This is a genomic window from Solwaraspora sp. WMMD406 (assembly GCF_029626025.1).
Classification (GTDB): Bacteria; Actinomycetota; Actinomycetes; order Mycobacteriales; family Micromonosporaceae; genus Micromonospora_E.
Genome location: NZ_JARUBF010000001.1, coordinates 4,506,958 through 4,523,380, shown reverse-complemented (window position 1 = coordinate 4,523,380; position 16,423 = coordinate 4,506,958). Strand labels below are relative to the sequence as shown.

The 16,423-nt window shown below is 72.3% G+C and carries 12 protein-coding genes; 7 read left to right on the top strand and 5 right to left on the bottom strand.

Annotation, left to right across the window (positions count from 1 at the left end):
• Positions 1-85: 85 nt before the first annotated feature.
• Together O7632_RS19750 and O7632_RS19745 are read left to right on the top strand one after the other, a co-directional pair.
• Entirely contained in the window at positions 86-652 is a 567-nt protein-coding gene (locus tag O7632_RS19750; RefSeq protein ID WP_278116382.1) for a redoxin domain-containing protein, read from the top strand.
• A gap of 44 nt (positions 653-696) precedes the next feature.
• The gene (locus O7632_RS19745; protein WP_278116379.1) at positions 697-1,275 is read left to right on the top strand and encodes a hypothetical protein; all 579 of its coding nucleotides are present in this window, start codon (positions 697-699) and stop codon (positions 1,273-1,275) included.
• Between the two features lie 118 nt (positions 1,276-1,393).
• On the opposite strand, the gene O7632_RS19740 is transcribed toward O7632_RS19745, so the two are convergent.
• Together O7632_RS19740 and O7632_RS19735 are read right to left on the bottom strand one after the other, a co-directional pair.
• Positions 1,394-1,990 (bottom strand): DUF1345 domain-containing protein, encoded by a 597-nt coding sequence (locus tag O7632_RS19740; RefSeq protein ID WP_278116377.1) that lies wholly within the window; start codon positions 1,988-1,990, stop codon positions 1,394-1,396.
• 67 nt (positions 1,991-2,057) lie between these two features.
• On the bottom strand, positions 2,058-6,554 hold the full coding sequence (locus O7632_RS19735; RefSeq protein ID WP_278116375.1) for an HAD-IC family P-type ATPase: 4,497 nt from the start codon (positions 6,552-6,554) through the stop codon (positions 2,058-2,060).
• Between the two features lie 244 nt (positions 6,555-6,798).
• Between O7632_RS19735 and O7632_RS19730 the strand changes: the two genes are divergently transcribed.
• Both O7632_RS19730 and O7632_RS19725 read left to right on the top strand, forming a co-directional pair.
• Positions 6,799-8,772, top strand: a complete 1,974-nt coding sequence (locus tag O7632_RS19730) for a S8 family serine peptidase (protein WP_278116372.1) — start codon at positions 6,799-6,801, stop codon at positions 8,770-8,772.
• Positions 8,773-8,805: 33 nt separating this feature from the next.
• Positions 8,806-10,431, top strand: coding sequence for a hypothetical protein (locus tag O7632_RS19725; protein ID WP_278116369.1), 1,626 nt, complete (start codon positions 8,806-8,808; stop codon positions 10,429-10,431).
• 123 nt (positions 10,432-10,554) lie between these two features.
• Here the strand turns inward: O7632_RS19725 and O7632_RS19720 are convergent, their stop codons facing one another.
• Positions 10,555-11,229 (bottom strand): methyltransferase domain-containing protein, encoded by a 675-nt coding sequence (locus O7632_RS19720; protein WP_347403636.1) that lies wholly within the window; start codon positions 11,227-11,229, stop codon positions 10,555-10,557.
• Positions 11,230-11,415: 186 nt separating this feature from the next.
• On the opposite strand from O7632_RS19720, the gene O7632_RS19715 reads away from it, so the two are divergent.
• Both O7632_RS19715 and O7632_RS19710 read left to right on the top strand, forming a co-directional pair.
• Complete coding sequence (locus tag O7632_RS19715; protein WP_278116366.1) at positions 11,416-11,805, top strand: DUF2267 domain-containing protein; 390 nt, start codon at positions 11,416-11,418, stop codon at positions 11,803-11,805.
• A 65-nt stretch (positions 11,806-11,870) separates the two neighbouring features.
• Positions 11,871-12,689, top strand: a complete 819-nt coding sequence (locus O7632_RS19710) for a 5'/3'-nucleotidase SurE (RefSeq protein ID WP_278116364.1) — start codon at positions 11,871-11,873, stop codon at positions 12,687-12,689.
• Between the two features lie 12 nt (positions 12,690-12,701).
• Here O7632_RS19710 and O7632_RS19705 read toward each other — a convergent pair whose 3' ends face one another.
• Positions 12,702-12,890, bottom strand: coding sequence for a DUF2795 domain-containing protein (locus O7632_RS19705; protein ID WP_278116362.1), 189 nt, complete (start codon positions 12,888-12,890; stop codon positions 12,702-12,704).
• 201 nt (positions 12,891-13,091) lie between these two features.
• Between O7632_RS19705 and dnaK the strand changes: the two genes are divergently transcribed.
• Positions 13,092-14,927, top strand: coding sequence for a molecular chaperone DnaK (gene dnaK / locus O7632_RS19700; RefSeq protein WP_278116360.1), 1,836 nt, complete (start codon positions 13,092-13,094; stop codon positions 14,925-14,927).
• A 121-nt stretch (positions 14,928-15,048) separates the two neighbouring features.
• On the opposite strand, the gene O7632_RS19695 is transcribed toward dnaK, so the two are convergent.
• On the bottom strand, positions 15,049-16,356 hold the full coding sequence (locus O7632_RS19695) for a mechanosensitive ion channel family protein (protein ID WP_278116358.1): 1,308 nt from the start codon (positions 16,354-16,356) through the stop codon (positions 15,049-15,051).
• Between the last annotated feature and the right edge of the window lie 67 nt (positions 16,357-16,423).

Below are 16,423 nucleotides of genomic sequence, written 5' to 3'. Positions count from 1 at the left end.
CCGGCGCGCAACTGGCCAGGGACGGTTGGCGACTGCTGGCACTGGCGACTGCCGGCAGCGGTCGGCGGCCTCGGGAGGTATCACGGTGTGGCGTGACCGGATCATCGCTGTCGCGTTGGTCGCGGTGGTGTTGGTGGTGACCGGATGCGGGCCTGGTCCGAGCGCGGCCGATCGACCGGTCTCGGCGGGTTCCACCGCCCCCGGTCACGTCGACGCTCGGCCGTCGGCCGCCGAGGTTCCCGATCCGCTGCCGGCGTATCTGACCTTCACCGCGCCGACGCTCGACGACGCGACCTTCGACGGCCGGAGCCTGGCCGGCCGACCAGCGGTGCTCTGGTTCTGGGCACCGTGGTGTGCGATGTGCGCGGGACAGGCGTCGTCGGTCGCCTCGGTCGCCGATGAGTACGGCGGGCGCCTGTCGGTCGTCGGCGTGGCCGGCCTGGGCGAGGAGGCCGCGATGCGCGACTTCGTCGAGGAGTTCGACCTGTACGGTTTTCCGCACCTGCGGGACACCGATGGCGCGGTGTGGCGCGAGTTCGAAATCACCGAGCAGAGCTGGTACGTGTTCCTCGACGCCGACGGCACGATGGTGCACCGGGGCTGGCTGGATAGTCTGCAGTTCGATCAGCAGGTGGCCGAGTTGGCCCGCTGACGCGGTGGCTTTCCCTCGGCCGGTTCTGCTGCGACACTGCTTGAATGTCGAAAGATGTCGATTCGCTGGGGGTGTCCCGGCGCCGCTTCCAGCGGACCTGGTGGCTGGTGCCCGAGGCCCTCGTCCTGGCGGTGCTGTCGGTCGGCCTGTACTACTCGGTCGCGGCGGCCACGCCGGTGGTCACCGAGGAGCAGCGCCGTGCCGACGCCGCGTCGCGCATCGCCACCGCGATCGAGCAGTCGACCACTGACGAGCACGCCGCGCACGGGCACGAGGTCAACGCCGACGAACGGATGTTGTGTGTCGTCGAGGTGTGGCATCTGGAGTCCGATGACACCGCGACGGCCAGCGGGGCCGGCACCGCCTACGGCTACTACCTGTGCGCCACCGGTACGCCCGGTACGCCGTACATCCGTTCCCGGATGAACGCCGGACCGATCGTCGCCCGGCTCACCGACCCGCCCGAGCTGACGGTGACCAAACTCGACGAGGACTTCCGGAGCCAGGTCGAGGTGATGATGCCGCCGCAGTTCGTCGAGCAGGCGTTCCGGGGGTTCACCGATCCGGACCGGGCGGAGACGTTGCGGCAGCGATTCGAACGCCAGATCAGCGACGCGGCGTAGCCGCCCTGATGCCGCGACGCGGCGTAGCCGTCCTGATGCCGCGACGCGGCGTAGCCGGTTGGTGAACCGTGACCGGGGGCTGTGGCCCGGGCCCGGGATCCGCGCGTTCGGCGTTGGTTCACCGTACCAAGCCGCCGATCAGGTTGATCAGCACCGCGATGATGACCGCGCCGAACAGGAACGACAGCACCGCGTGGCAGAGCACCGCGCGGCGCATCGGGCTGCTGGTGAGCTGGGGATCAGAGACCTGGAAGGTCATCCCGATGGTGAATGCGAGGTAGGCGAAGTCGCTGAATCGGGGCGGTTGGTCCTGGTGGAAGTCGATGCCGCCGGCGCGGTCGCCGTAGTACAGCCGGGCGTACCGGCCGGTGAACACCTCGTGGATCACGGCCCAGGAGAGTACGACGCCGAGCACACTCAGCGCGATGTGCCAGGTGCTTTTCGGATCGTGCGCCACTCGGGGGGCGCCGAGCACCACCACGACCGCGAGCAGGCTTGCCAGTGCGGCACCGACGAGTACGGTGTCCGCCAGGAGCCGGCCCGGGTCGACCTGGTCGACCGCGCGGGCGGTGGCCGCCGCGTTTGACCGCCAGATCGCCGGCCAGCGCAACGCCAGGTAGGCAGCGGCGGTGACGGCCCAGCCGGCCAACGGTCCCAGCAGCGCGGATTCGACTATTCCGACGGTGAGTCCGGTGCCGAGCCCAGGGCAGACCACGACCAGGAGCTGCCGGCGAAGCCGGGCTGGTTCGGACCGCGACGACGTCTGGGACCGCGAGGATGGATCAAGTGGCCTGGAACGCACGGTCGCCGACCGGTCGTAGGCCGTGCGCCGTCCTCGGTGCCGTCCGCCGGACCCGGCGGGTCCGCAGCGGACGCGTGGCGTCGACGGTGAACCGCCCCATCCGGGTGCGCCGCAACCGCTGGATGCGTTCCAACGGCAGCAGACCCAGCCCGGCGCCGGCCACCGCCGATCCGCCCACGATGGACCAGCCGACCGGCCCCAGCGGCCGGCAGCCGAAGAACTGGCTGACCACGGGGGTCTGCACCACACCGAACAGGGCACCCATCGACACTCCGGCGGCACCCAACACCAGGGGATCACCTTTGGCGGCCACCGCGGTCTGGGCGAGTTGCGCGGCCACCAGACCGGCCAAGGCGACGCTGCTGGCCCGGGCCGGGGTTCCGGTCAGCCGGGCGGCGAGCCAGCCGCCCGTGGTCGCCAGTGCCGTGGCCGCCGCCCGCCGGGCGACCTCCTGGTTGAGGCTCACGCCCAGTGACGACTCCGGTCCCTCCCGGGCGAGTTCGTCCGGGGTGACCCCGCGTGGCGGACGCGCGGCGACGGTGATCGCGGGCAGCAGGTCGGTCATCAAGTTGACGAAGAGGATCTGACGTGGGTTGAGTGCCTGCTGGCCGGAGATCAGCGAACTGCCCACCGAGAAGAGGATCTCGCCGAGGTTGCCGCCGAGGAGCAGGGCCAGCGCCTCGCGTACGGACACCCACATGGCCCGGCCTTCGGTCACCCCCTCGGCGATGCTTTCGATCCGGCCGTCGACGACGATCATGTCCGCCGCCTGCCGGGCGGCGCTGGTGCCGTGATCGCCGAGCGCGATTCCGACGTCGGCGAGCCGGATGGCGGGTGCGTCGTTGGCTCCGTCACCGGTGACCGCGACCACTCGTCCGGCCTGGCGCAACGCCCTGACCACCGCGACCTTGTGGGCCGGGCTGACCCGGGCGAACACCGCCGTACGGGCGACCAGGTCGGCGAGGTCTTCGTCACTCGTCGCGTCCAGTTGGGCACCGGTCACCACCTCGCTGCCGTTGAGCAGTCCGAGGTGTGCGCCGATCGACTCGGCCGTGCTGGGGTGGTCTCCGGTCAGCATCACCACGGTGATGCCCGCCTGACGGAGCCGGCGTACGGCTTCGGCGGCGCTGTCGCGTGGCGGGTCGGCCAGTCCGAGTAGTCCGCGCAGGACCAGCCGGTCGACCCGGTCGTCGGCGAGGTCACGCCGCTGCGAGGCGTCGCGATCGGCGACCGCGAGTACCCGCAGCCCGTTACGGGCAAGGCGGTCGATCTCCGCTTCGACGTCGCGGCGGTGCGCCTCGTCCATCGGGACCACCTCGTCACCGCGTCGCCAGTCGACGCAGCGCGGCAGGACCGTCTCCGGCGCGCCCTTGACGCAGATCGTCGCGCCGGAGGGACCGGCGCCGAGAACCGCGTGGAAGCCCCGTCCCGGCTCGAACGGCAGCTCGGCGACGAGTTGCCAGCCGTCCGCGCCGTCGCGGATTCCGACGCCGTGGTCCTGTGCGCCGGTGACCACCGCCTGGTCGGTGGGGTGCGGCAACTTCTGATCACCATCCGGTACGGGCGTGGCGCGCAGCGCTGCGGCCAGGATGTGTCGGTGACCGGCGGTCAGCGCGTCGACCGGCTCGCCGCGCAGGCCGTCGGAAACGCTGTGCAGACCGATCGAGCCTTGGGTCAGGGTGCCGGTCTTGTCGAAGCAGATGACGTCGACCCGGCCGAGAGCTTCCATCGCCCGCGGATCGCGGATCAGGATGTTGTGCCGGGAGAGGCGTTTGCTGGCGCTGAGCTGCGCCGCGGTGGCGACGAAGGGGAGTCCTTCGGGGATGGCGGCGACGGCGAGGGCGACCGACGAGTTGACGGATTCGGCGAGCCGCCCCCGCAGCAGTCCGCTGCCGAGGGTGGCGACCGCGGCGGCCAGGGCAGCTGGTACGGACGCGGCGGTGATCTGCCGCAGCCGGGCCTGGACTCCACCCGGTGGGGCCTCGTCGCGTACCTGGTGGGCGCTGCGACCGGCTTCGGTGGATCGTCCGGTGGCCACCACCACGGCCGTGGCGGTGCCGGCGGCGACCGTGGTGCCGGCGTAGACCATGCTGGTGCGTTCGGCGATGGCCGTCGCGCCGCTACCGGCGGCCGACTTGCTCACCGGGACGGACTCCCCGGTGAGGTTGGACTCGTCCATCTCCAGGCCGGTTGCGGTGATCAGGCGGCAGTCGGCCGCCACGGAGTCGCCCGGTTCGAGGCAGATCAGGTCGCCGACGACGAGTTCCTGGGCGGGGCCGATCCGTTGACTGCCGTCGCGCCGCAGCCGTACCCGCAGCGCGCTGGCGCGCAGCAGCCGGCGCAGCGCCCGCCCGGCGGTCACCTCCTGCGCTCCGGCGAGCAGCGCGTTCGCGGTGATCACCGAGAGCACCATGACGGCGTCGACGGTGGAACCGGTGAACGCGGATACCCCGGCGCCGGCGGCCAGCGGTGCGGTCAGCGGGGTGTCGAGTTCGGCCGCCGCCGCCCGCCACAGCCCGCGTGGTCGGTCCGACTCGGTGTCGTCTGCGTCCTGCTCGCCCAGCCGCTGGCGGGCCTGGTCGTCGCTGAGCCCGTCGGCGGAGCTGTCGAGCATACGCAGCACCTGCTCGGCGGACATCTCGTGCCACGGGACCTGGCTGTCGGCCACCGGTAGTGGTCGGCGACCGAGCTCACGTGCGGCCCAGTAACCGGCCCCGAGGTTGATCAACCCGGCGATGTTGTCGATCAGCAACGCCCGTGCGCCGCCACGGGGCGTGCCGTCGAGTACCCCGAGCGCGGCGGCGGCGACCGAGCCGAGCATCGCCCGCCCGGCGCTGCGGGCGCTGACCGCCCGGGCCAGGACAGCTCCTTCCAGGACCAGCCAGGCGCTGTCCAGTCCCGATCCGCAGATCAGGTGGGCACCCCAGGGCGGGCGTCGGTCGGCGTCGCGGATGATGCCGATTCCGCAGTCGGCGTCGGCCAGCGCCACGTCGTTTCGGGCGGAGATCAACACCACGCCGTGTCCGGCCTGCTGCAGGGTCCGTACCGACGCGGCCAGTTTGCCGCCGCCCGCGACGGTGCCCTCGGCGTGGAAGCGGGCGGCGAGTGCGCTGCCGGCGACGGTGCCCGTGCCGGCCTGCGGTGTGGTGGAGTGTCCGGCGATCAGCAGTCGGCCGACCCGCCGGGCGCTCGCGGTCACCGCGGCGGCCAACGGGTCGAGTTCGGCGGTGGTTCGTACCAGCGCGACCAGTTCACCGTGGCGGCTCAGGGCGAGTAGTTCGTCGCCGATGGTGCCGTCGTCCGTCCCGGCGGCGTGGGCGGCGTGGGCGTGGTCGACCAGGTCCGCCGGAGCCGGGGTGGCGAGCCGGCGCGGGCTGGTCAGGGCCCAGCCGTCGGCTCCGCCACCGTCGCCGTCGAGCAGGCGGGTCGCCTGGTCGCGGGCCTGTTGTTCGGTCCCGGTCACGGGGAGCACGGTGGTGATCAAGGTCCGGCCGGTCAGCAGCAGCGACGCGTCGACGACCACGGTGTCGATCCGGTCGAGCCGGCGCAGCGCCGCCGCCTCGCGGACGACGACACCCTGGCGAGCCAGGGTACGGCCGAGTTGCCCGGCGTAGGCGTCGCGGCCGGTGCGGGCGCTGCGGGGTGACGCGACCGCCGTGACCCGGGCGGCGCGTTGCCGCCCCCCGGGCAGCACGGTGAGGATACCGGCGGCCACCAGGGTGAGGGTGCTCATCCGCTGGGCGTACCGCTCGATCGGCCCGTCGGGCAGTGGCCGGGGCCGCGCCGTCGGTGGCAGGACGGCGGCCCGGCTGCTGGCCGCGTCGCGGTGTAATTCGTGGACCCGGCTGGCCCAGACGTCGTGGTAGGCGGAGTTCTCGGCGATCAGCCCGGCGCGCAGGACGGCGTCGGTGAGACTGGTCAGCGGTCGTTGGCTCGCGGCGGCCACGGCGGTGGCGAACAGTGCCTGTCCGAGGTCGGCACCGACAGGTCCGAGGATCCGACGGAGTCGGGACCGGAGTTGCGGGACGTGTTCGAAGGCCGCCGGTAGGGCGGCGATCTCGTTCGGCATGGCCGGCAGCCGTAGGAGTCGGCCGAGGATTCCGGCCCCGGCGCCGATCAGGTCACCGGCCAATGAGACGGCGTTGCCGAGGCTGGCGTCGACATGGGTGTTGCCGACCGCCTGGGGGTTGATTCGGCGTTCCGCCGTGCCCAGCGCGGCGACCAACTCGCTGCCGCTGATCACGTCGGGGTCGAACCGGACGACCATCCGGCACAGGGCGCCGTTCCAGGCCGCCCAGTGGATTCCGTCGACGGCTTCCAGCGCGCGCTCCAGCGCCGGTACGTCGGCGATGGCTCGACCGTCGTCGTCCGTACTGATCTCCAGATGGGCGTGTCCGTCGTAGGCCCAGGCATGCCGGGCGTGCGCCATCCGGCGGCGTCGCACCGATGAGATGGTGGCTGCCGGACGCTCCAGCATGGGGCGTCACCTCCCTGTTCGGCCAGCGCCCGCAGAAGAAAGGGGGGTGACGGGACGGTCTTGCTATCCCACCGTAGATCTCCACCAGGAGAACCGAGGCGGGTTCGGAATTTGTCGCTGCCGCACCGGGCACGAACGTGGCTGTTTGGTGACTTCAAGTAATCACATGGTCGCTCTAAGCTTGTATTGTCCGCCGTGTCGTCCGATGGGTCGGCCGACACGGCGGCCGGTAGGGAGGGCCGCCATGGCGGAGCCTGAGGAATGGGACGTCCGGACGCTCCTGGTACTGGCGCAGCGGTCGCGAGCGATCGCGGGCACGGCGCCGGTGCTGCGGGAGGTGGCCCTGCGGTTCGGCGACGCCTTGACCGACGCGGAACGCACCTATCGCGACGGAGAACCCCGCTGGCACCAGCACGTGCGCGACGCACTCGACCGGCTCCGGCGCGCCGGACTGGTCAGCGGAACCCGAACGTTCGTGCTCACCACGGCCGGTCGTGCCCGGGCGGCGGACCACACCGACTCGGCCGACACCCGCCAGCAGACCGCTAGTGGCGGTTCTACTGGTGAACCCCCGCCCGTCCCGGCTGAGGGCGGTGCCGAGCGAACCGGGGGCAGGGCCGAGCGAACCGGGCCGACCACGACGTCGCACCGGCCGGCCGATGCTCCGCCGGCCGATGCTCCTCCGGCCGATGCTCCGCCGGCCGATGCTCCGCCGGCCGATGCTCCTCCGGCCGTGGCGGTGCCGGCACCCGGGATCATCGCCGCGCCGCTACGCCGGCCCAGTGGCCGTCGGCGGATCGGATTCCCGGCCGATCCCGACGAACCGATGCCAGTGCTGGTAGCGCTCAACCTGCACTTCGACGGAGGTGCCCGGCGGGCGATGGACCAGCTGGCCGGTTTGTGGTTCCGGGTCACGGCCGGCCGCCATCCGCAGCCGCTCGCCGGTGAGTACGCCGTCGGCGAGCTGAGCGTCAACCAGATGAAGCGGCTGGTGGCCGCCGACTCGGTCGAGGGCGACCCGGCCCGGCGCAGCGTGCACCGCGTCTGGCCGGACTTCCCGGTCGCGCAGCAGATCGACGTGTCGACCGCGACGATCAAGGCCGACGCGGCCCGGCGTACCTTCGCCGCCCTCGGCGAGCGGATCGTCTGGGCGGTGGTCGATTCCGGCATCGACGCCACCCATCCGCATTTCTCCCGCCACGCCACCGTTACGGCACCGGAAGTGCGCGACCTGCACCGGACCTTCCCCGCCGTCGGGCCGCCCCGCGCCGACGGAGCGCTGGTGGACGAGACCGGGCACGGCACCCACGTCGCGGGAATCATCGCCGGTGGGCTGGACGGCTGGGCGCGAGAGCAGCCGGACCGGGTGGTACGGGTCATCGAGAACCACTACGACATCGACAACCCCGACGAACCGATCCAGGTGCCCCGCCCGTACACCGCGGCGGAGCCGCTCACCGGCATCGCGCCGCTGACCCGGCTCGTCAGCCTCAAGGTCTTGCACGGTGGCGGCGGTCTGACCGAACGGGTGTCCCGGGTGATCAGCGCGCTCGCGTACGTCCGCCATGTCAACGCGGGCAGCGACCGGGTGATGCGGATCCACGGTGTCAACCTGAGCGTCGGGTACGAGTTCGACCCGGAGTGGTTCGCGTGTGGACAGTCCCCGCTCTGCCGGGAGGTGGACAAGCTCGTCCGGTCCGGCGTGGTGGTGGTGACGGCCGCCGGCAACTCCGGCTACGGATCGGTCGCGGCGCCGTTCGGCGTACCGTCGCGATTCACCCTCGGGATGACGATCAACGACCCGGGCAACGCCGAACGGGCCATCACCGTCGGCTCCACCCATCGCGACATGCCGCACACGTACGGAGTGTCGTACTTCTCCTCGAAGGGGCCGACCGGTGACGGCCGGCACAAGCCGGACCTGGTCGCGCCGGGGGAGCGGATCGTGTCCTGCGCGGCCGGCGTGAAGCTGACCGCCGCGCTGGCCGGCTGGACCGGGCCACAGCCCGCCGTCTACCTGGAGGAATCCGGCACCAGTGTCGCCGCCCCACACGTGTCGGGGGCGATCGCCGCCTTCCTCTCGGTCCGGCGCGAGTTCATCGGCCAGCCCGAGCGGGTCAAACAGGTGATGGTGTCCAGCGCCGTCCCGCTGGGCCGGGACCGACAGTTCCAAGGACACGGATTGGTCGATCTGCTGCGCGCCCTGCAGTCGGTGTGACGGCGGCGGGGACGGCCAGGGAGGAAGTCGGGCATGCACCAGCGGATCGGCGGGCTACCGTACTGGGAACTGGGGTTCGACGCCGCCGGCGACCCCGATCCGGTGGCCGCGACCCGGCTGGTCGCCGGGCTGCGCGCCTGCGGCGTGACCGACCTCGTTGTCTTCGTCCACGGCTGGAACAACGACCGGTCGATCGCGACCGGACTCTACGAGGCGTTCTTCGGGCTGCTCGCGCGGCAGGCGCGGCAGGCCGGCCCGTGGGCGGACACCCTCGGTCTGGTCGGCGTGCACTGGCCGGCGCGGCGATGGTCCGACGAACCGGTCGCCGACTACGCGCCGGTCGATCCGGTCCGGCTCGGTGCCGACGTACCGGCCGCGCCGTCGGCATCCCGACCCGGCGGCGGACCAGCGGCGGGTCGCGGCGTCGGGTCGCCGGGCGGCGCGGCGGCGGTGGGAGGCGTCCGACCCGCTGGTGCCGCTGGCCTGCGACCGCGTGCTGGGCTCGGGCCGCGTGGTGGGCTCGGACCAGGCGGCGAGGTCGGACCCGGCGGTGGCTCGGGAGCACGGGCCGCGCAGCCGGTGACGACCCTGCTGGACGCGGCCACCTTGCACGGTCTGCGGGCGACCTTCCCGCGTGGCGCGCCGGCCTTGGACCGGATGGCGCACCTGCTCGCGACCGCGCCCACCACCGCCCGGGTACGGGCGTTCGCGACCGAGTTACGGCAGTTCGCCACGACGGTGGCCGAGGGGTTCGACGACGGAGAGACCGACGGAGTGACCGACGGAGAGACCGACGGTGAAGCCGACCGCGCCGCCCAGCCCGGCGACCGGGGCACCGGTACGCCCGCCCTGCCCCGGATGCTCGAGGGTGACCCGGTCGAGGTCTATCGCAGGTTCCTGGACGGACTACGGCGGTGCGACGCTCCGCTGGCCGGGGTCGACGCCGTCGGAGGCGCCGCCGGTCTCGGCGATCCGCTGCGGGGGATCTGGAACGGTGCCAAGGAGGCGTTGCGGCAGCTGACGTACTGGCAGATGAAGAACCGGGCCGGTGTGGTGGGACGGAACGGACTCGGCCCGCTGCTCGGCCGGTTGCCAGCGGCCGTGCCGGGCATCCGGCTGCATCTCGTGGGGCACAGCTTCGGGGCCAGGCTGGTCTGTCACGCCGCCGCCTGGCTGCCCGGCGCGGCTCCGGCTCCGGCTCCGGGTCCGGTGCGGTCGGTGACCCTGCTGCAGGCGGCGTTCTCGCAGTTTGCCTTCGCTCCGGTGCTGCCGTTCGCCGCCCACCGGGCGGGTGCACTGGTCGAGCTGCCGGCCCGTGTCGACGGCCCGTTGACCGTCTGTTACTCGGTGCACGACGCCGCGCTGGGGATCTTCTACCCGCTCGCTTCGATGGCCGCCGGTGACGCCGCCGCCGCGTTGCCCGACATCGGCGAACGGTGGGGTGCGCTCGGGTACCGGGGTGCTCGCGCGGTGAGCGCTCCCCGCGACCCGATCCGCGCGGTCGGGCGGTCGGGACGATACCGGCACGGCCATCGCCGGATCCTCAACGTGGACGCCTCCGCCGTCGTCTGCGGTGGCGGGCCGCCGAGCGGCGCGCACAGCGACATCCTGCATCCCGAACTGACCTGGCTCGTCCTGGCCGCTGGCGGGCTGGTCTGAGATTCGACCCCAGCACCGGGTGGACCGAGAAGCCGCTACGTCGACACCGCCGGCTACGACGCGTACCCCTCGGTGGCCGGCCGGGTCCGACCGTCGGTACCGGCCCGGCCGCCGCCGTCGGGGTCAGTCGAAGAATCGGGCCAGATGGCGGGGGTCGGGCTCGGGATCGGTCGGCCGGGCGGCGACCAGGTCGGCGAAGACGGTCGCGCCGTCGCAGGAGGCGTGCTGGGGATACCACCGATCCGGAGTCGGCTGCTGGCAGATTCCCTTGATCGTCTGCAGGTCGAAGAAGCGAAGGTGGGTGGGGTCGGCGACCGCGTTCACGTGCCGCCACCACGGCGACAGGATGTGCAAAACCCCGCCCGGACGCAGCACCCGGTGGCACTCCCGTACCAGCCGCAGGTAGTCGGTGAGATGCTCCAACACGTGGACCGCGAAGATCTGGTCGGCGGTGGCGTCGGCGATCGGCAGTCCGTCGCGCAGGTCCGCGACCACCGACACCGCCTTGCCGGGCCGCTGGTCGAGCCCGATGTTGCCCGGGTACTGCGGCGCGTCACCGCAGCCGATGTCCAGGATCACCGGCGCCCGGCCACCGACCCGGAGCCGGTCCCAGACGCCGTGCACCCCGGCCAGTCGGCCGATCGCCTCCCGTACCCGGCGCAGTTGGTCGTCGTCGGCGACCTCGCCGGTCAGGTGTGCGACGCCGCCGTCGAACCGGACGTCGACGTCGAGGTCACGTAGTCGCGGATCCGTGGCGATCAGGTCGGCCGCCGTGACCGTGAGGTAGCCGTCGTGCAGTCGGTGTCGGGCGCTGGAGAAGCTGTCCGCGTAGAACACGGCCGCCGCGTACCCGGCGAGGTGGGTCCGAAACGTGGCCCGCGCCGCGCATCGGCGCCGGCTGGCCGGGTACCCGTCGTCGACCGATGCCGCCGCATCCGTTCGGACGCCGGGCGAGGCGGCGGGTGGACGGAGGAGGAGGAAGCGATGCGCTACGACGAGTTCTTGGCCAAGGTGCGGGACCGTGGTGAGTACGCCGACCGGGACGAGGCCGAATCGGCCACCCAGACGGTGCTGTCGGTGCTCGGCCAGCGGCTCGATCGAGGTGAGGCCCGGGACTTGGCGGCGCAGTTGCCGCAGCCGGCCGCTGCGGCGTTGCTCGACCAGGACGGCCCGGCGATACCGTACGCGGTCCACGAGTTCCTGGCCCAGATCGCCGAACCGAGCGGGGCGACCGAGCAGACGGCCCAGTGGGACGCGGGCGCGGTGCTGTCCACGGTGGCCGAGGCGGTGTCCGGCGGCGAGCTCAACGACGTGCTCACCCAGCTGCCGTCCGGGTACGCCGAACTGTTCGGGCGCGCCGGGCTCAGCGGCTGAGGGGGACCGGACGGTTGACGGTCCAGGCCCGATAGGTGACCGTGGTGCGGGGGAGAGGGGGAGCGTTGACCGCAGGACCAACGGTACTGATCACCAACGACGACGGCATCGACGCGCCCGGACTGCGGCGACTGGCGGTGGCCGCGGTGGACGAGGGCTGCCAGGTGACGGTCGCCGCCCCGCTGCAGGAGGCGAGCGGAATGAGCGCGGCGATGACCGCGATCACCGACCACGCCAGGGTCCTCGTCGAGCGCCGACCACTGCCGGGGCTCGACGACGTGCCGGCGTACGGGGTGAGCGCGTCACCGAGCTACATCGTCGTCCTCGCCGCCCTCGGCGCCTTCGGCCCGCCGCCGCAGATCGTGCTCTCCGGGATCAACCGGGGAGCCAACGCCGGGCACGCGGTGATCCACTCCGGGACGGTCGGTGCGGCGCTCACCGCAGCCGGGCAGGGACAACGGGCGATCGCCTTCTCGCTGGACGTGCTGTCGCCGGTAGCCGCCAGTTCGTCCGGTGGGGTGACGGCGATCGCGGCGCTGGACGACACCGACGACGAGATCCGCCACTGGGGTACGGCAGCCGAGCTGCTGGGGCGGTTGCTGCCGATGCTGCGGCGGGCACCAGCCGGGACGGTGTTCAACGTCAACGCGCCCGACGTACCGGCGGACCGGTTGCGGGGACTACGCCGGGCGCGGCTGGCGTCCTTCGGGCAGGTGCAGATGGCGATCGCCGAGTCGGGGGAGGGCTATCTGCGCACCTCGGTCGAGGAGACCGGTGCCCGCCTGACCCCCGGTACCGATCTGGCGGACCTCGCTGGCGGTTACGCCACCGTGACGCCGTTGCGGTCGATCGACGAAGCCGAGGACATCCAGCTCGACCTGTGACGGCTGACCCGGTCAACCGGGCTGTCCCAGGGCCGCCAGGAGCTGCTCGGCGCTGGTGAACCGTTCGGCGGGCAACGACCGCAGTGCCCGCAGCAGCGCGGTGTCCGCGCCGAGTTCCTGGGCCCGGCGGACCAGATCCTCCCGCGACAGTGGGAAGTCCAGTCCCGTGACGTAGTCCGGCAGTCGTAGCGCGTCGGTCATGACCGCGGTGGTACCCGCCGTGGCGGGCGGTCATGCGCGGTCGGCGGTCAGCTGTCATGCGCGGTCGGCGGTGGCGGGTCGCTCGTCCGGTACGGGTGAGTCGGCGTCATCCGGTCCGAGGACATCATGACGCTGCCGGCGTGGACACGACCACGCCTGCCGGTGCGCGTACGCCAGCCACCTCGACGAAGGGCAGTGGCCATGCCGCAGGCAGTAGGAATCGACCTGGGGACCACCAACTCGGTCATCGCGGCGGTGTCCGGCGGTCGGCCGACCGTGGTCCCGAACGCCGCCGGTTCCCGGACGACGCCCTCGGTCGTCGCGTTCACCGAGGCCGGGGCACGACTGGTGGGCGAACCCGCCCGACGGCAGGCGGTGCTCAACCCGGAAGGGACCATCTACTCCGCGAAACGCTTCACCGGCCGTCGCTACGACGAGGTCGCCCGTCAGGCGGCGGCGGTGGTCTTCGACGTGGTCGGTGACGGTGGGATGACTCGCTTCGACGTCCGGGGCCGTCGGTACGCCCCGGAGGAGATCAGCGCCATGGTGCTGCGTCGCCTGGTCGACGAGGCGGCCGAGGTCCTCGGGGAGCGGGTCGGACTCGCGGTGATCACCGTACCGGCGCACTTCGACGACGCTCAGCGCACCGCGACCCGCCAGGCGGGTCGGATGGCGGGTCTGCGGATCCTGCGGATCATCAACGAGCCCACCGCGGCCGCGTTGGCCTACGGGCTGCACCTGCGGCAGCGTCAGACGGTGTTGGTGGTCGATCTCGGGGGTGGCACCTTCGACGTCAGCGTGCTCGACACCGGCGACGGTACGGTCGAGGTCCGGGCCGCCGCTGGCGACGCGCAGCTCGGCGGCGACGACTTCGACAGCCGGCTGGTGGATGATCTGGTCGCCGAGTTCCACCGGGACCACGGCATCGACCTGGCCACCGATCCGCAGGTCCGGCAGCGGCTCGCCGAGGCGGCGCGGCGGGCCAAGGAGGAACTCTCCGCGATGACCGAGGTCGAGGTGAACCTCCCGTTCATCACCGCTGACCCGGCCGGGCCCCGGCATCTGCGGACGTTGGTCGAGCGGCAGCGTTTCGACGAGCTGACCCGCGATCTGGTGGACCGCTGCCGGGGCCCGGTGGAGCAGGCGATGCGGGACGCCCGGGTCACCTCCGCCGAACTCGACCAGGTGGTAATGGTCGGCGGAGCCACCCGCATCCCGGCGGTACGGGATCTGGTGCGCCGGTTGTCCGGCCGTGAGCCGCACTTGATGATCAACGCCGACGAGGTGGTCGCCCTGGGAGCGGCGGTGCAGGCCGGACTGCTGACCGGTGTCGGCGCGGCGACCCGGTTGCGCGACGTCACGCCGCTGGCGCTCGGCCTGCAGGCCCACGACGGCACGATGGCCACCGTCATCGAGCGCAACACAGCCATCCCGGTCCGCCGGACCCAGATCTTCTCGACCGCCGAGGACGATCAGACCAGCGTCGATGTCGTGATCCGGCAGGGACAGCGGCCGCAGGCGGCCGACAATCGGGTGCTGGGCCGGCTGCGACTGTCCGGCATCCGGCCCGCCCCGCGCGGCGTGCCGCGAATCGAGGTCACCGTCGACACCGACGCGGACGGCATCGTCACCGTGTCGGCGCGCGACGCCGACAGTGGCAGTACCCAGACGATCACGGTGACCGAGATCCAGGAACCGGAGCGGGACCGGACCGACGACTCGGTCCGCCCCTCTACCAGCAGCCCGACGGCCAGCCGCACCGGCGGGGGCGAACCGGGTGATTCGGCTGCCGTGGTCGTCGAGGCCGGCGACGTCGATCCGCGTGGCGAGTTGGAGATCGTGACGACTCTGGTGGAACAGCGTCTGGACACCGAGTCGAACACCGGCGCCCCGGTCCATGAGCTGGCCCGGGCCCGGATGCTGCTCGACGATGCCCGGGGCGCGCTCGCCGAGCAGGCCCCGGTGGATCGGCTACGGACCCTCTGCGCCGAACTGCGCCAGGTAGCGGCCGCGCTCAGCGCGCCGATCCAAGCCTGACGGCACCCAGTCACCACCCACCACCCCCACCCAAGACGCACCAACCACCCCCACCCAAGACGCACCCACCACCCCCACCCAAGACGCACCCACCACCACCACGACCCGCCCGCCCGTTCGGTCAGGCTTCGGCGGTGGGCGTGGTCCGCCGGCTGACCGCGTCGGCGATCTGTTGCTGACGAGCGCTCGCCCGGGTGCCGAGTTGGCGCGTACCGGCGGCTCGGGCCGCGCGGCCGCGCGGCCCGGTGCCGCGGGTGGTCGCCGGATCGGGGCCGCCGGACCCCGGACGGCCGAGCCGACCGCCGGTGGGGCCGCCGGTCGTGCCGCCGGCGGTACGACCCGACCCGCCGCCCGACCTGGCGGGCGTCGTCGGGGACCCGGCATCATCGACCACCGGCCCGGCCAGTTCGCTTCGGGCCCGGGGCAGCCAGTCCGGGTGGTGACTACGGAGAAACGTGAACAGTCCTTCCCGAAGCTCGCAGCGAAGGTCCCAGGAGCTCGGGGCGTCGGCGGCCGAGGCGATCGCGCGTACACAGATCGTCGTCTCGGTGGCGTCCACCACCTGCATCACCCACTCGCGTCGGTCCCACAGCGGCGACGCGTCCACGATCCGGTGCGCTTCGGCGCGAAGGACGTCGATGTCGGCGGTGAAATCCAGGTGTAGGACGACGGTACCCAGCACCTGCGCTTCGTTGCGGGTCCAGTTCTGGAACGGAGTGGTGGTGAAGTAGGACGTCGGCAGGATGAGCCGGCGCTGGTCCCACACCCGGACCACCACGTAGGTGAGGCGGATTTCCTCGATCCGGCCCCATTCCTCGTTCACCACCACCACGTCGTCGAGACGTAGTTCGTCGCTGAAGGCCAACTGCAGGCCGGCGAACACGTGGCCGAGCACCGATTGGGCGGCCAGACCGGCGACGACGCCCGCGACACCGGCGGACGCGAGCAGCGACGCCCCGAGCGCCCTCAGCTGGGAGAAGGTCATCAAGGTCGCGGCGAGCGCCACGATGCCGATGATCACGGCGGTCAACCGGCGGAGCAGGCCGATCTGGGTCCGGGCCCGGCGCCGACGTCGGTTGTCGGCCATGTCCACCGGCAACCGGCGGAATGCCGTGTCCTCGAAGACGAACAGGATCCGGATGACCAGCCACGCACCGGCGTAGATGAGGGCGAGCAGTCCGATGTGCAGTACCTCGGCGCGCAGGTCACCGGTGATCCCGCTGAACGGTACCGCGAGCAGCGTCCCGGACACGACGAGCGTGGCACCCCAGGGTCGGTGACACTCCCGGTGCAGTGTGTTGAGAAAGGGGGCGTACCGCCCCCGGGCCGCATGCCGTACCACCCGCCCGGAGATCCAGGTCAGGGCCAGCGATCCGACGATCGCGACCACGACCGCCGCGACGGCCCGCCCTACCTGCTCGTCCCACATGTCCCGGTCGCCTCCACCGGTCCGACGATCGTGTTTCGGTCCGGCCTCCGAAGCCCGGCCGCTGACG